At 68.2% G+C, this 21,184-nt stretch carries 21 protein-coding genes; 2 read left to right on the top strand and 19 right to left on the bottom strand.

Annotated features, from left to right (window positions below):
* Positions 1-82: 82 nt before the first annotated feature.
* The 13 genes from lgt to fdhD all read right to left on the bottom strand — a co-directional run bounded on the left by lgt (position 83) and on the right by fdhD (position 12,106).
* Positions 83-1,144 carry a prolipoprotein diacylglyceryl transferase gene (gene lgt, locus ABIB54_RS10310; RefSeq protein WP_502917117.1) on the bottom strand — a complete coding sequence of 354 codons (1,062 nt, stop codon included), beginning with the start codon at positions 1,142-1,144 and terminating at the stop codon, positions 83-85.
* Positions 1,145-1,228: 84 nt separating this feature from the next.
* Positions 1,229-2,041 carry a tryptophan synthase subunit alpha gene (gene trpA, locus ABIB54_RS10305; protein WP_502917116.1) on the bottom strand — a complete coding sequence of 271 codons (813 nt, stop codon included), beginning with the start codon at positions 2,039-2,041 and terminating at the stop codon, positions 1,229-1,231.
* Positions 2,038-3,300 (bottom strand): tryptophan synthase subunit beta, encoded by a 1,263-nt coding sequence (trpB, locus tag ABIB54_RS10300; RefSeq protein WP_354575430.1) that lies wholly within the window; start codon positions 3,298-3,300, stop codon positions 2,038-2,040. Before trpB ends, trpA begins: the two co-directional genes overlap by 4 nt.
* A gap of 27 nt (positions 3,301-3,327) precedes the next feature.
* Positions 3,328-4,098 (bottom strand): indole-3-glycerol phosphate synthase TrpC, encoded by a 771-nt coding sequence (gene trpC, locus ABIB54_RS10295; protein ID WP_354575429.1) that lies wholly within the window; start codon positions 4,096-4,098, stop codon positions 3,328-3,330.
* Between the two features lie 5 nt (positions 4,099-4,103).
* Positions 4,104-4,334 (bottom strand): DUF6704 family protein, encoded by a 231-nt coding sequence (locus ABIB54_RS10290; RefSeq protein WP_354575428.1) that lies wholly within the window; start codon positions 4,332-4,334, stop codon positions 4,104-4,106.
* Between the two features lie 52 nt (positions 4,335-4,386).
* Positions 4,387-5,016, bottom strand: coding sequence for a Trp biosynthesis-associated membrane protein (locus ABIB54_RS10285; protein WP_354575427.1), 630 nt, complete (start codon positions 5,014-5,016; stop codon positions 4,387-4,389).
* A gap of 3 nt (positions 5,017-5,019) precedes the next feature.
* A complete protein-coding gene (locus tag ABIB54_RS10280) occupies positions 5,020-6,570 on the bottom strand; it encodes an anthranilate synthase component I (protein ID WP_354575426.1) in 1,551 nt (516 codons plus the stop codon).
* On the bottom strand, positions 6,563-6,955 hold the full coding sequence (hisI, locus tag ABIB54_RS10275) for a phosphoribosyl-AMP cyclohydrolase (RefSeq protein ID WP_354575593.1): 393 nt from the start codon (positions 6,953-6,955) through the stop codon (positions 6,563-6,565). Before hisI ends, ABIB54_RS10280 begins: the two co-directional genes overlap by 8 nt.
* Positions 6,956-6,990: 35 nt before the next feature.
* On the bottom strand, positions 6,991-7,755 hold the full coding sequence (gene hisF, locus ABIB54_RS10270; protein WP_354575425.1) for an imidazole glycerol phosphate synthase subunit HisF: 765 nt from the start codon (positions 7,753-7,755) through the stop codon (positions 6,991-6,993).
* Positions 7,756-7,757: 2 nt separating this feature from the next.
* Entirely contained in the window at positions 7,758-8,597 is an 840-nt protein-coding gene (gene hisG / locus ABIB54_RS10265; protein WP_354575424.1) for an ATP phosphoribosyltransferase, read from the bottom strand.
* Between the two features lie 44 nt (positions 8,598-8,641).
* Positions 8,642-8,905, bottom strand: a complete 264-nt coding sequence (locus ABIB54_RS10260) for a phosphoribosyl-ATP diphosphatase (protein WP_185200648.1) — start codon at positions 8,903-8,905, stop codon at positions 8,642-8,644.
* Positions 8,906-8,915: 10 nt separating this feature from the next.
* Positions 8,916-11,237, bottom strand: a complete 2,322-nt coding sequence (locus ABIB54_RS10255) for an FdhF/YdeP family oxidoreductase (protein ID WP_354575423.1) — start codon at positions 11,235-11,237, stop codon at positions 8,916-8,918.
* A complete protein-coding gene (fdhD, locus tag ABIB54_RS10250) occupies positions 11,234-12,106 on the bottom strand; it encodes a formate dehydrogenase accessory sulfurtransferase FdhD (protein ID WP_354575422.1) in 873 nt (290 codons plus the stop codon). Before fdhD ends, ABIB54_RS10255 begins: the two co-directional genes overlap by 4 nt.
* Positions 12,107-12,204: 98 nt before the next feature.
* Between fdhD and ABIB54_RS10245 the strand changes: the two genes are divergently transcribed.
* Both ABIB54_RS10245 and ABIB54_RS10240 read left to right on the top strand, forming a co-directional pair.
* Positions 12,205-13,125: an NTP transferase domain-containing protein gene (locus tag ABIB54_RS10245; RefSeq protein WP_354575421.1), complete on the top strand. Its 921-nt coding sequence runs from the start codon at positions 12,205-12,207 to the stop codon at positions 13,123-13,125.
* Positions 13,122-14,306: a molybdopterin molybdotransferase MoeA gene (locus tag ABIB54_RS10240; RefSeq protein ID WP_354575420.1), complete on the top strand. Its 1,185-nt coding sequence runs from the start codon at positions 13,122-13,124 to the stop codon at positions 14,304-14,306. The genes ABIB54_RS10245 and ABIB54_RS10240 overlap by 4 nt, the downstream gene beginning before the upstream one ends.
* Positions 14,307-14,379: 73 nt before the next feature.
* Here ABIB54_RS10240 and ABIB54_RS10235 read toward each other — a convergent pair whose 3' ends face one another.
* Genes ABIB54_RS10235 through metK form a run of 6 tightly spaced genes read right to left on the bottom strand, consistent with a single transcriptional unit; the run spans position 14,380 to position 21,168 of the window.
* Positions 14,380-14,754 carry an FKBP-type peptidyl-prolyl cis-trans isomerase gene (locus ABIB54_RS10235; RefSeq protein WP_354575419.1) on the bottom strand — a complete coding sequence of 125 codons (375 nt, stop codon included), beginning with the start codon at positions 14,752-14,754 and terminating at the stop codon, positions 14,380-14,382.
* 35 nt (positions 14,755-14,789) lie between these two features.
* Positions 14,790-15,452 carry a ribulose-phosphate 3-epimerase gene (gene rpe / locus ABIB54_RS10230; RefSeq protein ID WP_354575418.1) on the bottom strand — a complete coding sequence of 221 codons (663 nt, stop codon included), beginning with the start codon at positions 15,450-15,452 and terminating at the stop codon, positions 14,790-14,792.
* Between the two features lie 52 nt (positions 15,453-15,504).
* Positions 15,505-16,935, bottom strand: a complete 1,431-nt coding sequence (locus tag ABIB54_RS10225; protein WP_354575417.1) for an RsmB/NOP family class I SAM-dependent RNA methyltransferase — start codon at positions 16,933-16,935, stop codon at positions 15,505-15,507.
* Entirely contained in the window at positions 16,932-17,852 is a 921-nt protein-coding gene (gene fmt / locus ABIB54_RS10220) for a methionyl-tRNA formyltransferase (RefSeq protein WP_354575592.1), read from the bottom strand. The genes ABIB54_RS10225 and fmt overlap by 4 nt, the downstream gene beginning before the upstream one ends.
* A gap of 35 nt (positions 17,853-17,887) precedes the next feature.
* The gene (locus ABIB54_RS10215; protein WP_502917115.1) at positions 17,888-19,939 is read right to left on the bottom strand and encodes a primosomal protein N' family DNA-binding protein; all 2,052 of its coding nucleotides are present in this window, start codon (positions 19,937-19,939) and stop codon (positions 17,888-17,890) included.
* Positions 19,940-19,959: 20 nt separating this feature from the next.
* Positions 19,960-21,168, bottom strand: a complete 1,209-nt coding sequence (gene metK, locus ABIB54_RS10210) for a methionine adenosyltransferase (RefSeq protein ID WP_354575415.1) — start codon at positions 21,166-21,168, stop codon at positions 19,960-19,962.
* Positions 21,169-21,184 lie beyond the last annotated feature (16 nt).

The following is a 21,184-nucleotide window of genomic DNA, read 5'->3' as shown; positions in this document are numbered from 1 at the left end:
TTGCGATACTCAGACGCTGGGGTGCGGCGCCCGACCTTCGATGCCGTACTTCACGGCATTTTTCCGGTGAGACTTCAGGGTATTACGACTTCAGGCGGGTGCCGCTTGTGACGGACTTCCCCCTTGGTGCGGCGCCGCCCTGAGGAGCGGATGCCGTTGCCGATTCGGAGTGCGAGTTGCTATCGAGATCGGCATCGTTGTCGGTCTCATCGTATTCCGAGTAGGTGTCCGCAGAGTCTACCGCAGGCGTCGGTGACCACTGCCGACCGGGCACATAGGCGCTCGGCTCGAGGCCGGGGTGACGACGCGATTGCACGACGAAGATGATCACACCGATGAGGATCGCCGCCCAGGCCGCCCAGATGTTCGTGCGCACCCCCAGGAAGATCAGGCTCGGGTCGATGCGGATCGACTCGAAATAACTGCGGCCGAGGCCGTACCAGATCAGGTAGACCGAGAGGGTCTTGCCCCACTGGAGGGTGAACTTCTTCGAGAGGTAGAGGATCACCAGCACGCCCGCGACGTCCCAGATCACTTCGAAGAGGAAGGTGGGCTGGAAGAGCGTTCCCGCCGGAAGCCCCGCGGGGAAGGCCGGGTTCGACTTCTCGATCTCGAGTCCCCACCAGGCGTTCGTGGGCACGCCGTACAGCTCGTGGTTGAAGTAGTTGCCGAAGCGGCCGAAGGCCTGGGCGAGCAGGAGGCCGGGCGCGAGGGCATCCGCGAAGGTCCAGAACCGCACGCCGGTCATGCGGCAACCGATGTACACACCGACCGCACCACCGATGAGCGATCCGAAGATCGCGATGCCACCCTCCCAGATGTAGAGGATGTGCAGCATCTTCTCGGCGGAGCCGAAATAGTCGTCCGGATGGGTGACGACATGGAAGATGCGGGCGCCGATGATGCCGAGCGGCACTGCCCACAGCGCGATGTCGAGCACGACACCGGACTCCGCGCCGCGCGCTTTGAGACGCTGGTTGGTGAGGATGGTCGCGGCGATGATGCCGACGAGGATGCAGATGGCGTAGGTACGGATGCTGAGGTTCGGGGAGACGAAGGTCAGGCCGAGGCTGTTGAGCCATTCGCCGAGGTGGATCGCCTGCCAGGCTTCGCTCGGGCTGGGGATGCTCAGGGGAATAACCACTTTTCGAGGGTGCCTTTCGTACTGACGCTGGTGTGCTGCGTGAGTGTGGTGCTGGAGTCTCCGGCCTCGACCGCGGGGGAAGACCTAGCTAAGCGTACCGGTCGCGAGGTGCGCGGCCGTCGCCGCGACGGCGGACACACCGCCATCGGCGAGGGCCTTCACCAGAGCGGAACCGACGATGGCGCCATCGGCGTACTGGATGACCTCGCGCACCTGCTCCGGAGAGGAGATGCCGAGACCGACGCAGGTGGAGGTGGCCCCCGCCGCACGGAGGCGCGCGACAAGGGTCTTCGCCGCGACATCCACATCGCTGCGGGCGCCGGTGATCCCCATCGTCGAGACGGCGTAGACGAAGCCCCTGCTGCGCTCGACGGCCTGCTCCAGCCGGGTCTCGGTGGAGGAGGGCGCTGCGAGGAACACCCGGTCGAGCCCGGTACGGCTGGAGGCGGCCAGCCAGTCGCGCGCTTCGTCGGGAATCAGGTCGGGGGTGATCAGTCCGGCGCCACCCGCAGCAACGAGGTCGTCGGCGAATCGCTCGACGCCGTACTGCACCACGGGGTTCCAGTAGGTCATCAACAGGACCGGAACGTTCGTGCGCGCGGTGATCTCGGCGATCGCCTCGAATCCGTGACGCAGTTTGAAACCGGAATTGATGGCCGTGAGGGTGGCGGCCTGGATGACCGGTCCATCCATCACCGGATCGGAGTACGGCAGGCCGAGCTCGATCACGTCGACCCCGTTCTCGGCCAGGGCGACAGCCGCCTCGATGCTCGTCCGCAGGTCGGGGAATCCCACGGGGAGGTAACCCACCAGCGCGCCACTTCCGGCCGCCTTTCGCGCGGCGATGACCGCTTCGACGGTGCTCACGCCGGCGGCACTCGCGGTCGCGGTGCTCACGCGTTGTCCCCGGTCGAGCCGGCCTGCAGGGCGAACTCCCCCGCGGCCTCGGCCGTGAGAGCCTCGGTGTCGAGGATGTCGAAGTACTTGCCGGCGGTCTCCATGTCCTTGTCCCCGCGACCGCTGAGGTTCACCAGGATCGTCGCGTCGGGCCCGAGCTCCAGCCCGAGCTTTATCGTGCCGGCAAGGGCATGAGCCGACTCGATGGCCGGGATGATTCCCTCGGTCATCGAGAGCAGCCGCATGGCCGACATCGCCTCGTCGTCGGTGATCGGCAGATAGGAGGCGCGCCCGATGTCGTTGAGCCAGGAGTGTTCCGGACCCACACCCGGGTAGTCGAGGCCGGCGGAGATCGAATGGGACTCGACGGTCTGGCCGTCCTCGTCCTGCAGGAGGTAGGTGCGGGTGCCGTGCAGCACCCCCGGGCGACCGCGGGTGATGGTTGCGGCATGCCGTTCGGTGAGGTGGCCCTCTCCGGCAGCCTCGTAGCCGTAGAGCGCGACGCCGGGGTCGTCGAGGAAGGCGTGGAAGATCCCCATCGCGTTGGAGCCCCCGCCGACACAGGCGGTGACGGCATCCGGAAGCGCACCGGTGAGCTCGAGCACCTGGGCCCTGGCCTCTTCGCCGATGATCTTGTGGAAGTCCCGCACCATGACGGGGAAGGGATGCGGCCCAGCGACCGTACCGAGAAGGTAGTGGGTGTTCTCCACGTTCGCGACCCAGTCGCGCAGTGCCTCGTTGATCGCGTCCTTGAGGGTGCGGGAGCCTGCCGTCACCGGGATGACCTCTGCGCCGAGAAGGCGCATCCGTGCGACGTTGAGCGCCTGGCGCTCGGTGTCCACCTCGCCCATGTAGACGACGCAGTCCATGCCGAACAGCGCGGCGGCCGTTGCGGTCGCCACGCCGTGCTGGCCCGCCCCGGTCTCCGCGATCAGGCGGGTCTTGCCGAGCCGACGGGCGAGAAGAGCCTGCCCGAGCACATTGTTGATCTTGTGCGAGCCGGTGTGGTTGAGATCTTCACGCTTGAGGATGATCCGCGCGCCGCCCGCATGCGCTCCGAAACGCGGGGCTTCGGTGATGATGGAGGGGCGACCCGTGTAGGTGCGGTGAAGCTCGGCCAGCTCCTCCTGGAACAGCGGATCGGTCTTTGCGGCCGTGTAGGCGGCATCCAGCTCGTCGAGGGCCGCGATTAGCGATTCCGGGACGAAACGCCCGCCATACTCACCGAAGTACGGACCGAGTTCATCACGCAGTGCCATGGATCTATCACCCTTGCTCGAGATTGACTAGTTACCGAGGAATTCTGCCAGCGTTCGCACCGGATCTCCTGTGACCAGCGCCTCTCCCACGAGCACGACGTCTGCTCCGGCCTCCCGGTAGTGGGCGACATCCGCTGCGGACTTCACCGCGGACTCGGCGACCCGGATCACACCGGAGGGGATCTGCCCGGCCAGCGTGCCGAAGAGGTCTTGGTCGAGCTCGAAGGTGGAGAGGTCTCGCGCGTTGACCCCGACAAGGCCGGCACCGATGTCGAGCGCCCGGGATACCTCGTCGGCACTGTGGGTCTCCACCAGCACGGCCATGCCGAGCTGGCGGGTGAGCTCGAACAGTTCCGTGAGCGTCGCCTGGTCGAGCGCCGCGACGATCAGCAGCACCAGGTCCGCTCCCGCTGCGCGGGCTTCGAACACCTGGTAGGGCTCGGCGATGAAATCCTTGCGGAGAACGGGCACCGTCACCGCGGCCCGCACCGCCTCGAGATCGGCGAGGGAACCGCCGAACTTGCGTCCCTCGGTGAGCACACTGATCGCGCTGGCCCCTCCGGTCTCGTAGGACACGGCGAGAGCGGCGGGGTCGGGGATGTCGGCGAGAGCGCCGCGGGACGGGCTTGCCCGCTTCACCTCCGCGATGATGCGCACGCGGGAGGCCGGGGCGAGCGCCGCAAGGGCATCGATCGCCGCTGGCCGGGCGAGGGCGGCGGCTTCGACTTCGGCGAGGGTGCGCAGGGCACGACGCTCCGAAGCATCCTGGATGGCCCCGGAAACGAGATCGGCGAGCACCTGAGTCAGTGGCCCTTCGGTGTGTACTTGGCGCCGTAGACGCCGTACCCCATGCGCTTCATCACGAAACCGACGATGATGCCGACGAGGAGGAGGCCGACAGAGGCCCAGACCATGAATTGCACGTTGAAGAAGAACGCGATCGTGCCGATGCTGAATGCGATAAGCATGATGATCACGGCAGTCCAGGCAGCCGGGGAATTGCCTTCGCCCGGCTCGGGGAATTCGTCGCTCACAGGTCTCCTTCGTGGGTGTTCAGCCCACAGTCTATCGCGAGGGGCGATGCCTCTACCGCGAGGTCGGGTCGCTTCCGCCGCTCAGCGTGTCCCAGTCCGAGACGGCGTGGGCCGCGGCATCCTCCGGCCCGGAATCCTCGCTGCCGATGGCCGCATCCGGATCCTCGAGAACGACGGGCTGGCGATAACGCCCGGACGAACCCGGCCAGCGCCGGCCGGTCACCAGCACGACCACACCGAGCATTGCCGTGAGGATGCCGACAGCGATGGCGATCACAGGGTATGCGGACTCCGACACCGCCGTGACGAGTGCGGCGATCGACTTGGAGCCGCCGACTCCGGTGACCGCCGAGATGGCAGCCTCCGACGCGCGCACCGGATTAGACACCGCGATGATCGCGGAGAGGGTGACGGTGAACCCGATGACGACCTGAAGCACACCGAGAACGACCCGGAAGAAGGGTCCGGAGATGGCGAGTGCTGCCACGAGGGCGAGGCTGGCGAGGGCGAGGGCGATGAGCGCCGGGGCCGCGACATCGCCGGTGACGCTGAGCACCGGATGGCCGGTGGCCGTCTCGCGCAGGGTGAGCGAGAACCATTCACCGGTCCAGGTGAGCAGGGTGAGACCGCTCAGCACGATCGCCGCCAGCAGCGTGGTGGTCTTCAATCGACGAGGTGTCATGGGCTACTGCACCCGCCGCATCGCGTTGGCGATGGCGACCGCCCGGAGCGGGGCGGCAGCCTTGTTCTGGGACTCGAGGTATTCGCTCTGCGGATCGGAATCCGCGACGAGCCCGGCCCCGGCCTGCACGCGCGCGATCCCTCCCGAAATCGTGGTGGTGCGGATGGCGATGGCGAGATCGAGATCCCCCGCGAATCCGAAGTAGCCCACCACTCCCCCGTAGAGGCCGCGCTGGGCGACCTCGAGCTCGTCGATGATCTCCAGTGCCCGCGGCTTCGGCGCACCGGACAGCGTGCCGGCCGGGAAGGTCGCACGGAACACGTCGATCGAATTCGCCGTCGGCCTCAGGTCTCCCTCGACGGAAGAGACGAGGTGCATGATGTGACTGAAACGCTCGACCTGCATGAATTCGCTCACCTCGACGGTGCCGGGGACGCAGACCTTGAGCAGGTCGTTCCGGGCGAGGTCGACCAGCATCAGGTGCTCCGCCCGTTCCTTCGGGTCGGCAAGAAGTTCGTCCGCGAGAGCGAGATCCTCTTCCGGGCCGATGCCCCGGGGGCGGGATCCGGCGATGGGGTGCATGTACACCCGCGAGTTCTCCACCTTTACGAGAGCCTCCGGGGAGGAGCCCACGATGGAATAGGGCTCACCCTCCGCCGTCACCAGGGACAACAGGTACATGTAGGGACTCGGGTTGAGGGTGCGCAGTACCCGGTAGACGTCGATCGGGTCGGCGGTGATCTCGTGGTCGAATCGTTGGGAGATCACGACCTGGAAGACATCTCCGTCGCGGATGAATCGCTTCGACTTCTCGATCGCCTCATGGAAGACCGGGGCCTCGATGCGCGGCACGGCCGCCGCCGGCGTCGACAGGTCGACCTCCGCGAGCCAGGCTTCGGCGGGTTGCGCGATGCCGGCCTGCATCCGATCGAGCCGGGATTGGGCGACCGACCAGAGCTCGTCGCCGGCATCCACCCCGTCATTCAGCACCCCGTCGTTCAGGACCGTGGCGATGAGCAGCACCGTGCCGGTGCGGTGATCGACGACCACGAGTTCAGACACGAAGCTCAGTGCCTGCCCGGGGAAATCGAAATCGGCCGGGGGCCGGTTGGGCAGACGCTCGATCTGACGGATCGCCTCCCACCCGATGAAGCCGACGAGCCCGCCCGTGAGGGGAGGATGACCGGGAACGTGCGGGGTCCCCCACCGTTCGTAGAGGTGCGCGAGAGCCGCGAGCGGGCCCCTCGGGCAGTCGCTCCCGAGCGCGCGATCGGCGGAGAGCCCGTAGTCGAGCCAGACCGCGACATCCTCCCCCGACCCATCGGTGGACTGGGTGAGCACTCCGAAACTGGACACCCCGATGAAGGAGAACCGCGACCAGATGCCACCCTGCTCGGCCGATTCGAGCAGGAAGCTACCCGGTTCGCCCTTCGCGAGCTTGCGGTAGATGCCCACCGGCGTCTCGCCGTCGGCGAAGAGCTCGCGGATCACCGGCACCACGCGATGACCGTCGAGGAGCGATTCGAACTGTTCGCGGCTGGTGGTCTCACTCATGCGCAGCACCTTCCGTCACCTCGAGCACGAGCGGGTGAAGGGGATCGACATCGAAGCAGGCGTGCGCTCCCGTGTGGCAGGCGGCCCCGACCTGCTCCACCTGCACCAGCAGGGTGTCGGAGTCGCAGTCGAGAGCGGCGCCCCGCACGTACTGGCGGTGACCAGAGGTGTCCCCCTTACGCCAGTACTCCTGGCGCGAGCGCGACCAGAAGGTCACCCGCCCCTCGGTCAGCGTGCGGCGCAGCGCCTCCGCATCCATGTAGCCCAGCATGAGCACCTCGCGGCTGTCCCATTGCTGGATGATTGCGGGCAGCAGGCCGGTGTCGTCGAAACTCGCCCTGGCGAGCACGGCGTCGATCAAGGGGTCGAGAGGCGCGGCGCCCATCGATGCGGTACCACTCGGTGGAGTGTCCATAGGGCTCAATTCCTCACCAGGATGCCGGCCTCGGCGAGTCCCTGTTTCACGTCACCGACGGTCAATTCTCCGTTGTGGAAGACGGATGCCGCGAGCACGGCATCCGCGCCGGCCGCAATCGCCGGTGCGAAGTGTTCGATCGACCCCGCTCCGCCGCTCGCGATCACAGGCACCCGGCTGATCTCACGCATGGCGGCGATCAGCGGGAGGTCGAAGCCGTTCTTCGTACCATCCGCGTCGATGGAGTTCACCAGAAGCTCACCGGCACCCCGTTCGATCGCCTCGATCGCCCACGCCAGCGCGTCGATGTCGGTCTCGGTGCGGCCACCGTGAGTGGTGACCACCCATCCGCTCGCCCCGCGTGCGGAACGCTTCACGTCGAGGGAGAGAACAAGGGCCTGGGCTCCGAAGCGGTCGGCGATCTCGCCGAGGAGCGCCGGACGCGCGATCGCAGCGCTGTTCACGCCGATCTTGTCCGCCCCGTGACCCTGAAGGCGTGCGACATCCTCGACGGTCCGCACCCCTCCGCCCACCGTAAGCGGGATGAAGACCTGCTCGGCCGTCGCCTGCACGACGTCGTACATCGTCGCGCGGTCGTCGACCGTGGCGGTGACGTCGAGGAAGGTGATCTCGTCGGCACCCTGCTCGTAGTAACGGCGCGCGAGCTCGACGGGATCGCCGGCGTCGCGCAGGTCGAGGAAATTGACGCCCTTGACCACCCGGCCGGCCGCGACATCAAGGCACGGGATCACTCGAACAGCGACAGGCACGGTCAGATCCGGGCCGCGTGGATGGGGCTGACCAGGATGGCGCGTGCTCCGAGCTCGTAGAGCCGGTCCATGACCTGGTTGGTGTCTTCGCGCGGCACCATCACCCGCACCGCGACCCACTCGCGATCCCGCAACGGCGAGACCGTCGGGGACTCGAGACCCGGAGTGATGGCCGAGGCCGCTTCGATCAGGGTGACGGGGAGGTCGTAGTCCATCAGCACGTACTGGCGGGCGACGAGCACGCCCTGCAGGCGGCGCTGGAGCGTGGTGATCCCGGCCATTCCGCTCTTCGCGCTGATCAGCACGGCCGAGGATTCGAGGATGACCGGGCCGAAGATCTCCAGACCCTGGGCACGCAGTGTCGAACCGGTCGAGACGACGTCGGCGACGGCATCAGCGACCCCGAGCTTCACGGCCGATTCGACCGCGCCATCGAGTGTGACGAGGTCGGCGTTCACGCCGTTCCGCGCGAGGAAATCACCGACAAGTCCGGGGTAGCTTGTCGCGACCCGCACCCCCTCGAGATCCTCGAGGGTCGAGAAACGACCGGCCGTACCGGCGAAGCGGAAGGTGGATGCCCCGAAGTCGAGGCTGGCAATCTCGACAGCGGTCGATCCGGAGTCCAGCAGCAGGTCGCGCCCGGTGATCCCGACATCGAGCGCGCCGGACCCGACGTAGGTGGCGATGTCGCGGGGACGAAGGAAGAAGAACTCCACGTCGTTTCGAGGGTCGGACAGGTTGAGCGCGCGCGGATCGCGACGGCCGGCGTATCCGGCTTCGGACAGCATCTCGGCGGCGGTCTCGCTCAGGGAGCCCTTGTTGGGCACTGCGATTCGCAACATGGTGGTCTCTTCAGGTGAGGGTGGCGGTGGAGGGAGGGGGGGACTCACAGATGTCGGTAGACATCCGCCGTGGTCAGGCCCTTCGAGATCATGAGCACCTGAAGGTGGTAGATCAGCTGGGAGATCTCCTCCGCCGTCTCGTCGAGAGACTGGAATTCCGCCGCCATCCACACCTCGGCGGCTTCTTCGACGATCTTCTTGCCGATGGCGTGCACTCCGGCGTCGAGCTCGGCGACGGTGCCCGAACCCTCGGGGCGCGACACCGACTTCTCGCTGAGCTCAGCAAACAGGTCGTCGAACGATTTCACACCTGCAAGGCTACCGGGTGCTGGCGGATGCCACGGGCTCGAGCCGCACGATGACGGCCTTCGACACCGGGGTGTTGCTGCCGATCGCCGCACTGGCCAGGGGAACCAGCACATTCGCTTCGGGGAAGTACGCGGCGGCACAGCCCTTCGCCGTCGGGTAGGACACGACCCGGTAGTTGCGAAGATACCGGTCGGGCTCCCCCGGCCACTCGCTGGCGATGTCAACCCTCTGGCCATCCTCGAGCCCCAGCTCGGTGAGGTCTTCGGGGTTGACGAAGACGACATCCCGGCCGTTCTTGATGCCGCGATAGCGGTCGTTCAGGCTGTAGATCGTGGTGTTGAACTGGTCGTGCGACCGGAGCGTCTGCAGGATGAGCCGGCCTTCCGGGCGTTCGAGCGGCTCGAGGTCGTTGACCGTGATCATGGCCTTGCCGGTCTCGGTGTCGAAGCTGCGGGTGTCCCGTGGCCCGTTCGGCAGGATGAATCCGCTCGAGCGACGAACCTTCTCATTGAAGTCTTCGAAGCCCGGGACCACCCGGGAGATGTGCTCACGGATGCGGTCGTAGTCGGCCTCCATCCCCTTCCAGTCGATGGGCCCGGAGTCGCCGAGCACCGCGGTCGCCAGCCGGGTGACGATCGACACTTCGGACAGCAGGCCCGGCGCGACGGGAGGAACGCTCCCGTGGGTGGCGTGCACCGCGCACACCGTGTCCTCGACGGAGAGGAATTGCGGGCCGGACTTCTGCAGGTCGAACTCGGTGCGGCCGAGGGTCGGCAGGATCAGCGCCTCCGAGCCGATCACCGCGTGGGAACGATTGAGTTTGGTCGACACCTGCACCGTGAGATCGCAGCCCCGCATCGCGGCTTCGGTCGCCTCGGTGTCGGACAGCGCCGCGACGAAGTTGCCGCCGAGCGCGAAGAAGACCGAGACCTCGCCCTTCTGCATCGCCGCGATCGACTTCAGGGCATCCATCCCGTGCGGTCGTGGGGGCGAGAATCCGAACTCCGCCTCGATAGCGTCGAGGAATGGCGGCTTCATCTGCTCCCAGATGCCCATGGTGCGGTCCCCCTGCACGTTGCTGTGGCCGCGGATGGGGGATGCCCCGGCACCGGGCTTGCCGATGTTGCCGCGCAGCAGCAGCAGGTTGATGACCTCCTTGAGTGTGGCGACAGAGTTGCGGTGCTGGGTCAGCCCCATCGCCCAGGAGATGATGACCCGGTCGGAGGAGAGATAGCGTTCGGCGAGTTCGTCGATCTCCGCGGTGTCGAGCCCGGTCGCCGCGAGCACCTCCGCCTCATCCAGCCCGGAGAGATGGGCGGTGAATTCGGCCAGGCCGGAGCTGTGCTTAGCGAGGAAGTCGTGGTCGAGCACCGTGCCGGGGTTCGCCGCCTCGGCGTCCAGCACGCGCTTCGACAGGGCCTGCAGCAGTGCCATGTCCCCGCCCGATCGGATCTGCAGGAATTGATCGGCGAGGGTGGTGCCCCGGCCCACGATTCCGCGCACCTTCTGCGGGTTCTTGTAGCGCATCAGCCCGGCCTCTGGCAGCGGGTTCACCGCAACGATCTTCGCGCCGTTCTTCTTCGCATCCTCGAGGGCGGTGAGCATCCGCGGATGATTCGTGCCCGGATTCTGGCCGAGGATGATGATCAGGTCGGCGCGTTCGAAATCGTCGTAGGCGATCGTCGACTTGCCGATCCCGATCACCTCGCCGAGAGCGAGGCTGGTCGACTCGTGGCACATATTCGAGCAGTCCGGCAGATTGTTGGTTCCGTAGGCGCGCGCGAAGAGCTGGTAGGCGAATGCCGTTTCGTTGGCGGTGCGCCCGCTCGTGTAGAACACGGCCTTGTCGGGCGAATCGAGTCCGCGCAGCCGCTCGCCCAGGAGGGAGAACGCCTTGTCCCACGAGATCGGCTCGTAGTGATCGGATCCCGCCGGCTTGTAGACGGGTTCGGTGAGTCGACCCTGCATCCCGAGCCAATACTCCGATTTGGTCAGAAGGTCCGACACGGAGTTCTCGGCCCAGAAGCTGGTGGGAACGGTCACCGGGGTCGCCTCCCAGGTGACAGCGCGGGCGCCGTTCTCGCAGAATTCAAGCGTCTTGCGCTTGTCGGGATCCGGCCAGGCGCAACTCATGCAGTCGAACCCGTCTTTCTGGTTCATCGAAGTCATGAGCTTCGCGGTGCGCGTGAGGCCGAGTTGCACGATGGCCGGCTCCATCGAGTGGTAGATCGCGGGAAGCCCGACGGCCCAGTCCTCGGGAGGGGAGACCTCGAGATCCGGATAGTCGTGGCCCGGGTTCAGGGATCCCTTGGACTCTGTCTTCTTCGTCATTTCGCTGCTACCGTCTCATCGAGTCTCGTGGCTGGGGTGTCGGTGTCGAGCCTGTGCTCGCCGCTGTATACGACCATGGACCGTCCGCGCAGGAAGCCGACGACGGTTATCCCCACCTCGCTCGCGAGCTCGACGGCGAGGGATGACGGCGCAGACACCGCGGCAAGCACCGGGATGCCCGCCATCGACGCCTTCTGCGTGAGTTCAAAACTCGCTCGCCCGGAGACCATCAGCACCATGCCTCGCAGCGGCAAGAGGTTCTGGGTGAGCGCCCAACCCACCACCTTGTCGACCGCATTATGCCGACCCACGTCTTCGCGAAGCACCAGCATCTCGCCGGTGACACCGTCGAACAGCGCCGCGGCATGAAGCCCCCCGGTCTTGTCGAAGACATCCTGCCCGGCGCGCAGGCGGTCGGGGAACGTCGCGAGCAGCTCGGCATCCACCACGAGCGGGTCCTCGGAGACGGCGAAGGCGGAGAGGGTTCGCACGGCATCGATGCTCGCCTTCCCGCACAGGCCACAGGAGCTGGTGGTGTAGAAATTGCGTTCGAGGCTGGGATCTGGCGCCGGAACGCCCTCACCGAGCGTGACATCCAGCACGTTGTAGGTGTTCTCGCCGTCGACCGTCGCCCCCGCGCAATAGCGGGCTGCGGCGAAGTGGTCTCCGTTCGAAACGACCCCTTCGGACACAAGGAATCCCGCCGCCAGGTCGAAGTCGTGCCCGGGGGTACGCATGGTGATGGCGAGTGCCTTGCCTCCCACCCGGATCTCCAGAGGCTCCTCGACGGCGAGCACATCTTCGCGCCGCACCGACCCCTCTCCCACCGTGATGCGTGTGACCCTGCGCCTGACCGTGATTCTGCCCATACTCTCGAGTATCCACCCGTCTGCCGGACGCGCCGTGATCCACACCGGAATTGCAGGTACCGACCGAGCCGCGGTGCCAGCGACCTAGAGTTGAACGCATGATCTTCGACGCCATCGTGCTCGCCGGTGGGCGGGCATCCCGACTGGACGGCGTCTCGAAGCCAGAGTTGGAGGTCGACGGCAGGTCCTTGCTCTCCCGCGCCCTCGACGCGGCATCCGGTGCCCGCCACAGCGTCGTCGTCGGCACGCCCTCGGTAGTGCCGGCCGGTGTCCTCGTCACCCGGGAAGATCCGGCCTACGGCGGGCCGGCCGCGGCGATCGGAGCCGGCATACTGGCCCTCGGCCCGGAATCGCCGGGCCCAGAATCTCGTGGCGCGGCTTCCCCCGACTACCTGCTGGTGCTCGCGAGCGACCTGCCGAACAGCGCGAAGGCCGTGGCCGAATTGCTCACTCACGCCTCCGAAGGCACAGATGGGGTGCTCGCGATCGACTCCGGGGGTCGCCGTCAACCCCTGCTCGGCCTGTACCGGTACGGGCCGCTCAGCGCGGCGGTGCACGGGCGGGACCTCACCGGCCTCTCGGTTCGCGCCCTGCTCACCTCGCTCGATCTCGCCGAGATCCCGATGCCGGAGGGGTCGACCGATGACATCGACACGTGGGCGGATGCTGCGGGCTTCGGCATCCCGCAGCCCGCGGCGACAGCGCGACCCACCACAACGAAAGGACAGCCCACGAGCGACCGGGACGATGAGGCGATGCGCGTTGCACTGTCAGAGTGGAGCGATCGACTCACCGAGGCGCTCGGCCTCGAAGCGGTGGATGTCGACATCGACGCCGTACTCGCCCTCGCCGGAACCGCCGCCCACGCGGTCTTGCGCCCGGCAGCGCCACTCACGACCTACCTGGTCGGCTACGCCGCCGGGATCGCCGCAGCCTCGACGGGGCCGGCAGGCGCGACCGCCGCCTTCGGCCAGGCAGTGGCAATAGCGACGCAGCTCGCGAAATCCGAGAGACAGTGATCGGAGGCCTCCCCGGTGCGGAGCCCGGACCCCCGCTCGCCCATGACTGGCATGCGGCACGCCTCGTCGCGGCGGCCGCGGCATCCGTGCTCCCCTCCGAGACGGTGCCGCTAGAGGACGGAATCGGGCGCATTCTCACCAGGGACCTTCTGGCGTTAAGCGATGTGCCGCACTATTCCTCCTCGGCAATGGACGGCTGGGCGGTCAGCGGCGCGGGTCCGTGGCACCTCACCAGCGAATCGAGGCTCGAACCCGGATTCGCGGCCGCGATCGTCACCGGCGGCCTGGTGCCGCCGGGCGCCGATGCCGTGCTCCGCAGCGAGAGCGGCACCATCGCCGGCGCGGTGCTCCAGTCGACCTCCTCCAGCGGCGAACCCCATCCCGGCCAGCACATCCGGGTCCCGGGGCGCGAGGCCCGCTGCGGCGAGATCGTCGTTTCGGCCGGGACCCTGCTCAATCCGGCACACGTCGCGCTGGCCGCGGGATGCGGGCACGATGACCTCGACGTCATCCGACGCCCGCAGGCGCTCCTCCTTCTCACGGGTGACGAGGTCGACGAGCACGGAATCCCCGGTCCGGGGCGCGTGCGCGACAGTTTCGGTCCGCAGCTGCCCGGCGTGCTGGGAATGCTGGGCGCCGCGGTCGTCTCACAGCGGCGCGTGCGCGACGACTTCGCCGCGACTGTGGAGGCGCTTCAGGGGCACTCCGGTTCCGTCGACCTCATCGTCACCACCGGCGGCACCGGCGACTCCGCGTCCGATCACCTGCGGTCCGCCCTACGGTTCCTCGACGCCGAGTTCCTGGTGCACCGGGTCGCCATGCGCCCGGGAGGACCGACGATGCTCGCCCGGATGCCCGACGGCCGCCTGGTCGTGGGTCTTCCGGGCAACCCGCTTGCCGCGATGATGGGGTTCCTCACCCTCGCGGTACCGCTCCTGGCCGGATTCCATGGGCGCGTCTCCGAGGTCGGCCGCGTGGTATCTGCGGACCCCCTCGAGGGTCGCGGCGCCTCGAGCATCCTCGTGCCATTCCGAATCGTGGACGGACAAGGCGTGGCCAACCCATGGCTCGGCTCCGGCATGATGCGAGGGCTCGCGGATGCCGAGGGGGTACTGGTCGTCCCCCCGGGTGGCGCCGGCACCGGCGAGCAGGTCGAGACCGTCGCGCTGCCCTGGCAGTGACGCGCGGCCGGCTGCCCCATCGCGCCGGGGGCATCCGCCCTGCCCGCTAGGCAGGGCGGGATGCCGTGGGGGTCTAGCTGACGCCGAGCAGGTCGATCACGAAGATCAGCGTGCGGCCGGAGAGCCGGTGGCCGGAACCCGCTGCGCCGTAGGCGAGGGCGGGAGGCACGATCAGCTGGCGGCGACCGCCGACCTTCATGCCGGGGATGCCCTCCTGCCAGCCGGCGATGAGGGAGCGCAGTGGAAAGTCCACGGACTGGCCGCGGCTCCAGGAGGAGTCGAACTCCTCACCGGATTCGAAGTCGACGCCGAGGTAGTGCACGTCGACCTTGTCGCCGGTCTTGGCCTCGTCTCCGGTGCCGACCTCGATGTCGATGGACACCAGTTCGGCGGGCACGTCTCCCTCGTAGAACTCGATTTCTGGCTTGGTCTTGTTGAACTCAGTCATGGGTCAATTCAAGCAGAGTCGGCGAGCCCGCCCGTTCAGTGGGAGTGTGCGGATGCTGCCGCTCGCAGGAGCGCGATCTGTTCGACCGGCTCCCCCACGTTGAACACACTCGAGCCGGCGACGAAGGTGTCGGCTCCGGCCTCCGCGGCGATCTCGATGGTGCTCACGGTGATCCCGCCATCCACCTGCAGCCAGACGTCGAGACCGGATGCCGCCACGGCGGCGCGAAGCGCGACGAGTTTCGGCATCGTCTCGCCCATGAACGACTGCCCGCCGAAGCCCGGCTCGACGGTCATCACGAGCACCTGGTCGAACTCGGGCAGCAGCTCGAGATAGGGCTCGATCGCTGTGCCGGGCTTGACCGCGATCCCGGCCCGGGCGCCGATGGCGCGCAGGCGCCGCGCGAGGCCGACGGCATCCGCCGCAGCCTCGGCATGGAAGGTGACCGAGTAGGCACCCACCTCGGCGTAGCCGGGAGCCCAGCGGTCGGGGTCGTCGATCATCAGGTGGATGTCGAGCGGCAGGGGCGAGACCCGCTGCAGGGATTCCACCATGCGTGGTCCGAAGGTGAGATTCGGCACGAAATGGTTGTCCATGACGTCGACGTGCACCAGGTCGGCAGTCGCGATACGACCGAGCTCGTGCTCGAGGTTCGCGAAGTCGGCGGTCAGGATGCTCGGATTGATTCGTACAGTCACCTGCGTCAGCCTAGACGGCGCGCTGTGGCGCCGGGGATCTCCGCGAGGCGCTTCACGGCTCGACGGGTGCGGCCTTTTCCAGCAGACAGATGAACATCGCGTCCGTGCCGTGTCGATGGGGCCAGAGTTGCACGTGCCCGTCGCCCGCGGAGTCACCCAGGTCGAGCTCGCGCTTGGTGACAGCCGCGAGCACGGCGACGGTGTCGATTCGAGAGACGCCGGGGCTGCGGCGCAGAACCGTCTCCACCACGACCTTCGTCTCGGCCAGGTGCGGAGAGCAGGTGACGTAGGCGAGGATCCCGCCGGGTTTCAGAGCGGCGAGCCCGGACTCGAGAAGCCCGATCTGCAGCCCGGTGAGGTCCGCGACATCGCTCGGCTGCTTGCGCCAGCGCGCCTCCGGGCGGCGACGAAGCGCACCGAGCCCGGTGCAGGGAGCGTCGAGCAGGATGCGGTCGAACTGCTGCGGCATCCGGTCGCCGAACAGCGTGCCATCCTGCACCAGCACCTGCGGAGGATCGGGGAACACGGCAAGCGCCTTGCGCACCAGCTCCGCGCGCACGGGCGTGATCTCGTTCGCGACGAGAATCGCCCCGCCCTCACGGGCTTCGGCGGCCAGAAGTGCGGCCTTGCCTCCCGGCCCCGCGCACAGGTCGAGCCAGCGCTCGCCGGCGACCACCGGACGGGCGCGGCTGAGCGCGAGGGCTGCGAGTTGCGATCCCTCGTCTTGCACGCGGGCGCGCCCCTCGTGCACCGCCGGCCAGAGGGCGGGGTCTCCCCCGTCACTCACCGCTGCGAGAGGCGAGTATTTCGCCTTCTGGCTTCCCCTGATCTCGGAGATGGTCGCGAGTCCCGGCAGCGCGACCAACGACACGCGCGGAGCGAAGTTGTCGGCGATCAGCAGGTCTTCCAGCTCCTCCTCCCGGCCCTCCGCCGCAAGCGCCTGGCGGAACGCGCGCACGATCCAGAGCGGATGAGAGTGCTCGAGCGAGAGTCGTTCGTCGTCATTGCGCGGCTTCGCCATCACCCGGTCGTGCCAGGCCGAAGGCTCGCTTCGTGTGATGGTGCGCAGGACTCCGTTGACGAAGCCGGCGGCCGACCGGGATCCGACCTCCTTGGCGAGGGAGACGGCCTCATCCACCGCAGCATGCTGCGCAACGCGCATCGACAGCAGCTGGTGCGTTCCGAGCCGAAGCACGTCGAGAATCGGCGAATCGATCTCCTCGGTCGAGCGCCCGGCGGCGAGCTCGATCACCGCGTCGTAGTATCCCTGCTGGCGCAGCGTGCCGTAGGTGAGCTCTGTCGCGAGGGCGGCATCCTGCGGGTTCAGTCGGGCACGCTCGAGCTTCACCGGCAGCAGGAGGTTGGCGTAGGCATCCGTCTCGCGCACCGCCATGATCACGTCGAGAGCGATTCGCCGGGCGGGCTGCACCCGGGACGGGGGCTCAGGCGCGCGGGTGCGGCGAGCCGGGCGACGGTCGTTCATCGCGCCACCGTTCCGGCTCCGGCCGGGCGCCCGCGCCACCAGTCGGCGGCCCTCATCGGCTTCTTCCCGGCCGGATGCACCGAGACCAGCTCGAGCGGGTCGCTCGCGGTGCCCACCAGCACCCGTCCGTCGCGGAGTTCGAGCTGACCGGGGGCAAGGGGCGGCTGATCGCGCACGATCGCCGCCTCGAGCACCTTGACGCGCACATCGTCGACCTGGGTGAACGCCCCGGGCTCTGGAGTGACCCCGCGCAGGCGATCGAACACGGTGGAGGCATGCTCGGCGAAGTCCAGCCGGGCATCGGCGAGCTCGAGTTTGGGCGCGAGAGTCACGTCTCCGCGCTGGGGTTCGGCCCGCGCGATGCCGTCCGCGATCGCATCCACCACTCGCACCAGCAGCTCCGCGCCGCTCACCGCCAGCGAGTCGAGCAGGTGCCCGGCGGTCTCGTGGGCACCGATCGCCTGGGTGAATTGGCCGAACACGTCACCGGCATCGAGTTCGGGCACCAGCTGAAAGACGGAGGCGCCGGTCACCTCGTCCCCGGCGATGATCGCCCGTTGCACCGGAGCAGCTCCGCGCCACCGCGGCAGCAGCGAGAAGTGCAGGTTGATCCATCCGAGCCGTGGCACGGAGAGCAGCGGCTCGCGAACGAGACCGCCGTACGCCACGATCACCCCGAGGTCGGGTCGCAGCGCGGTGATCTCCGCGGTAGCCGGTCCCGCGGGACGATTGGCCCGGATGATCGGCAGACCGAGTTCCCCCGCGGCAGAGGCGACCGCGGTCGGGGTGAGTTCGCGACGACGCCCCCGGGGCGAGTCATCACGGGTCAGCACGGCGGCGACCTCGTGGCGACTCGCCGTGAGAGCCTGAAGGCTCGGCACAGCGGCCGCCGGGCTTCCGGCGAAGACGATGACCAGATCGGACATGGAGGAACTCGTTCGTTGAGGGGTGGCTACTCTGAGCTGTCGAAGGACAGTGCGTCGTCGAAACGCACTCTCAGTGTAGGCAGGCCGACCCGCCCCGTCGCGCCGCCGGGGCGCTTGCGCCGGGACGTCGCCGCCCGGATCACCTCCGCTCGAAGGCCGGACGCGACGGCAGCGCCCTCGCCGTAATCGAATCGCACGATGGCCCGCACACCGCCGTCCGGTGTTTCCACCGGGCCGAGCACATCCACCCGGTCGATGGTGTGGATGGCGTCGACCGCGGCTTGCACCGTCTCCGAGGTTCCGGTGACGGTAGCCACCCGAACCGCGGGAGGGAACCGGAGAGTGCGCCGGTCAGCGAGTTCGGACCGGAGGTAGTCCGCACGCCTCCAGGTGGCGAGGGCGGATGCCAGTGCCCCGCCAACACCCACCAGCACCGTCGTCGCCCCCGGTGCCGCAAGGGCGATCGCGTTCGCCCACCAGCGGAGGCAGTCCTCACCGACCCGCAGGCTCTCCCGCGCCACCATCCGCTCGCCATCGAGCAGCAGGACCGCCCGGTAACCGCCGGCGGCGATCGGTTCGGCTCCGCGGGTGGCGATGACCAGAGCGGGCTCGGCGTCGACGGAGAGGATCGGGCGGTCCCCGTCGGCGATGATGATCCGGACGCCGGGAAAGGCACGGCCGAGATCCTCCGCGGTACGCCCCGTGCCCTGCCCGATCATTCGGAATGCCGTGCCCGCACAGTTCGCGCAGCTCCAGTCCGTGGCGAGTTTCCCGCACCAGGAACACGAGGGGGTGGAGCGAGCCGTCTTGAGGCGCAACGGGCCCTCGCACCGCTGGCAGCGGGCCGTAGTGCCGCAGCTCGCACAGGCGAGGCGCGGGGCGTAACCGGGGCGGGCCACTTGCACGAGCACCGGTCCATGTTCGAGCGCGGCCCGCGCCTCCCGCCAGGCGGAGGAGGGAATGCGAGCCTGAGCGGCCAGGCGATCCTGGGACTGCTGCTGGGCCGTGGGGAGCACCTTGGGGGGAACCGCGCGAACGGCGGTGAGCTCGTCGAGCCACCCCACCTCGACCAGCCGCTCCACCTCGGTGCTGCGCGCATGGGAGAGAAAGAAGAGCGCGGAGCCCTGTAGCTCCTGCCGCACCAGAGCGATGTCGCGGGCATGGACGTAGGGACTCAGCGGCTCGGTGTGAAGCGGATCGCCCTCGTCCCAGATGGCCATCAGACCGAGTCGTGCCGCAGGGGCATACAGCACCGAACGGTTGCCGACGATGGCGAGCGGCGTGTCTCCGAGACAGGACAGCAGCGCGCGATAGCGATCGGGGTTGGACTGCCGGGCATCCAGATGCACGATCCGGTCCGCGGGCAGCACCGCCCGCAGTGCGGTCACCAGCTGCTCCTGGTCCCGGTAGTCGGGCACGGCGAGGATCGCGGATCCGCCTGCCGCCAGCGCCCGCGTGGCGCTGGCAGCCATCGTGGTCGCCCAGTGTCCCACCCAGCGCGGTGCCCCGCCCCCAGCCGCGGGCACTTCGACCACCCGAGGCACGGCATCCACCGCGAGGCGTCCGCCCGTGGCGAGCGCGAGATCGATTCGGTCGGTATCGAAGCCCGGCACAGGTCGGGCCACTACGACACCGGATGGCTCGGCTCGTGCACTGGTATTGGCGCTGGCACCGGCACTGGCACTGGCACTGGCATCGAGCAGCCAGGCCTTCTCCACGCGCACCTGCCTCTTCGGCACTGCGAGCCTCACGATGTCGCTCGCGCTCCCCGCGGCACGGTCGGCGAGACGGCGGGCGAGCATCCACACCTCCGGCGACAACACCCTGGCGGTGGAGACCACGGTCTCCAACTCGCTCAGCGTGCCGGCGAACTCCCCCGCCCCCGTCACCTCCACGATGAATCCGTCGGCGATGCGTCCCATCGAGCGGAGGGGAACCCGCACCCGCACGCCGGGTTGAGCATCTGCCACCATCGCGGACGGGATGCTGTAGTCGAAGAGCCTGTCGAGTTGCGGCAGCGGCGAGTCGATGAGCACCCGCGCGACCCGTGGGGTGTCCCTGCCAGGCACCTCCTCCATGGCGAGGTCGGTGCCCGCTTCTACAGGCCGGCCAGGCTGCGCAACGCGTCGACCCGGTCCAGCTTCTCCCACGTGAATTCGGGCAGTTCGCGCCCGAAATGGCCGTAGGTCGAGGTGGAGGCGTAGATCGGGCGCAGCAGGTCGAGATCCCGGATGATCGCGGCCGGCCGCAGGTCGAAGACCTGGCGGATCGCCTCGATGATCGTCGCCTCGTCGACATGGGCCGTGCCGAAGGATTCGACGTAGAGTCCCACCGGCGCGGCCTTGCCGATGGCGTAGGCGACCTGCACCTCGAGGCGGTCGGCGAGACCAGCGGCGACGACGTTCTTCGCCACCCACCGCATGGCGTAGGCCGCCGAGCGATCGACCTTCGAGGGGTCCTTGCCGCTGAAGGCGCCCCCGCCGTGCCTGCTCGCTCCCCCGTACGTGTCCACGATGATCTTTCGGCCGGTGAGTCCGGCGTCGCCCTGCGGCCCCCCGATCTCGAACCGACCGGTGGGGTTGATCAGCACGCGAGCGTCCAGGCTGTCGAGGCCCACCCGGTCGAGCACCGGTCGAATGACAAGCTCCTCGATCTCCGCACGCAACATCTCGGTGCTGACCTTCGGCGAGTGCTGCGTGGAGAGCACGACGGTCTCGATGGTGCGCGGAACGATTCCGTCGTACCCGACGGTCACCTGGGTCTTGCCGTCCGGGCGGAGGTAGTCGACCATGCCGGACTTGCGCACCTCGGCGAGACGCTCGGCGAGGCGGTGGGCGAGCCAGATGGGCACGGGCATGAATTCGGGTGTCTCGGTGGTCGCGTAGCCGAACATGATGCCCTGGTCACCCGCACCCTGCCGGTCGAGGTCGTCGATGCTCGACTCCTCCCGGCTCTCGAAGGCGTCATCGACGCCCTGCGCGATATCCGGCGACTGGCCACCGATCGACACGGAGACGCCGCAGGACCGGCCGTCGAACCAGACATCGGACGAGTTGTAGCCGATGTTCCAGATGCGGTCCCGCACGATCGAGGGAATGTCGACGTAGCCGGAGGTGGTGACCTCGCCGGCGACATGCACGAGGCCGGTGGTCACGAGGGTTTCGACCGCGACGCGGCTGTTCGGATCCACCGTCAACAGGGCATCGAGGATGCTGTCGGAGATCTGGTCGCAGATCTTGTCGGGGTGGCCCTCCGTCACCGATTCGGAGGTGAACAGGCGGAGTGGCGTTGAGGATGCTGCGCTCATGGTGTTCCCAGCGTGG

Source organism: Frigoribacterium sp. UYMn621 (genome assembly GCF_040549525.1).
Taxonomy (GTDB): Bacteria; Actinomycetota; Actinomycetes; order Actinomycetales; family Microbacteriaceae; genus Lacisediminihabitans.
Note: the sequence above shows the minus strand (reverse complement) of the source record. Positions and strands in the feature narration are given on the sequence as shown.

Bases quoted from the DNA above. Each gene is read 5' to 3' on its own strand.
- ABIB54_RS10245 (WP_354575421.1), top strand. From the start codon at position 12,205: ATGATCTTCGACGCCATCGTGCTCGCCGGTGGGCGGGCATCCCGACTG.
- ABIB54_RS10285 (WP_354575427.1), bottom strand. From the start codon at position 5,016: ATGACACCTCGTCGATTGAAGACCACCACGCTGCTGGCGGCGATCGTG.
- hisG (WP_354575424.1), bottom strand. From the start codon at position 8,597: ATGTTGCGAATCGCAGTGCCCAACAAGGGCTCCCTGAGCGAGACCGCC.
- fdhD (WP_354575422.1), bottom strand. From the start codon at position 12,106: ATGGGCAGAATCACGGTCAGGCGCAGGGTCACACGCATCACGGTGGGA.
- ABIB54_RS10235 (WP_354575419.1), bottom strand. From the start codon at position 14,754: ATGACTGAGTTCAACAAGACCAAGCCAGAAATCGAGTTCTACGAGGGA.
- ABIB54_RS10215 (WP_502917115.1), bottom strand. From the start codon at position 19,939: ATGGAGGAGGTGCCTGGCAGGGACACCCCACGGGTCGCGCGGGTGCTC.
- ABIB54_RS10225 (WP_354575417.1), bottom strand. From the start codon at position 16,935: ATGAACGACCGTCGCCCGGCTCGCCGCACCCGCGCGCCTGAGCCCCCG.
- hisI (WP_354575593.1), bottom strand. From the start codon at position 6,955: ATGGGCGCCGCGCCTCTCGACCCCTTGATCGACGCCGTGCTCGCCAGG.
- trpB (WP_354575430.1), bottom strand. From the start codon at position 3,300: ATGGCACTGCGTGATGAACTCGGTCCGTACTTCGGTGAGTATGGCGGG.
- ABIB54_RS10280 (WP_354575426.1), bottom strand. From the start codon at position 6,570: ATGAGTGAGACCACCAGCCGCGAACAGTTCGAATCGCTCCTCGACGGT.
- metK (WP_354575415.1), bottom strand. From the start codon at position 21,168: ATGAGCGCAGCATCCTCAACGCCACTCCGCCTGTTCACCTCCGAATCG.
- ABIB54_RS10255 (WP_354575423.1), bottom strand. From the start codon at position 11,237: ATGACGAAGAAGACAGAGTCCAAGGGATCCCTGAACCCGGGCCACGAC.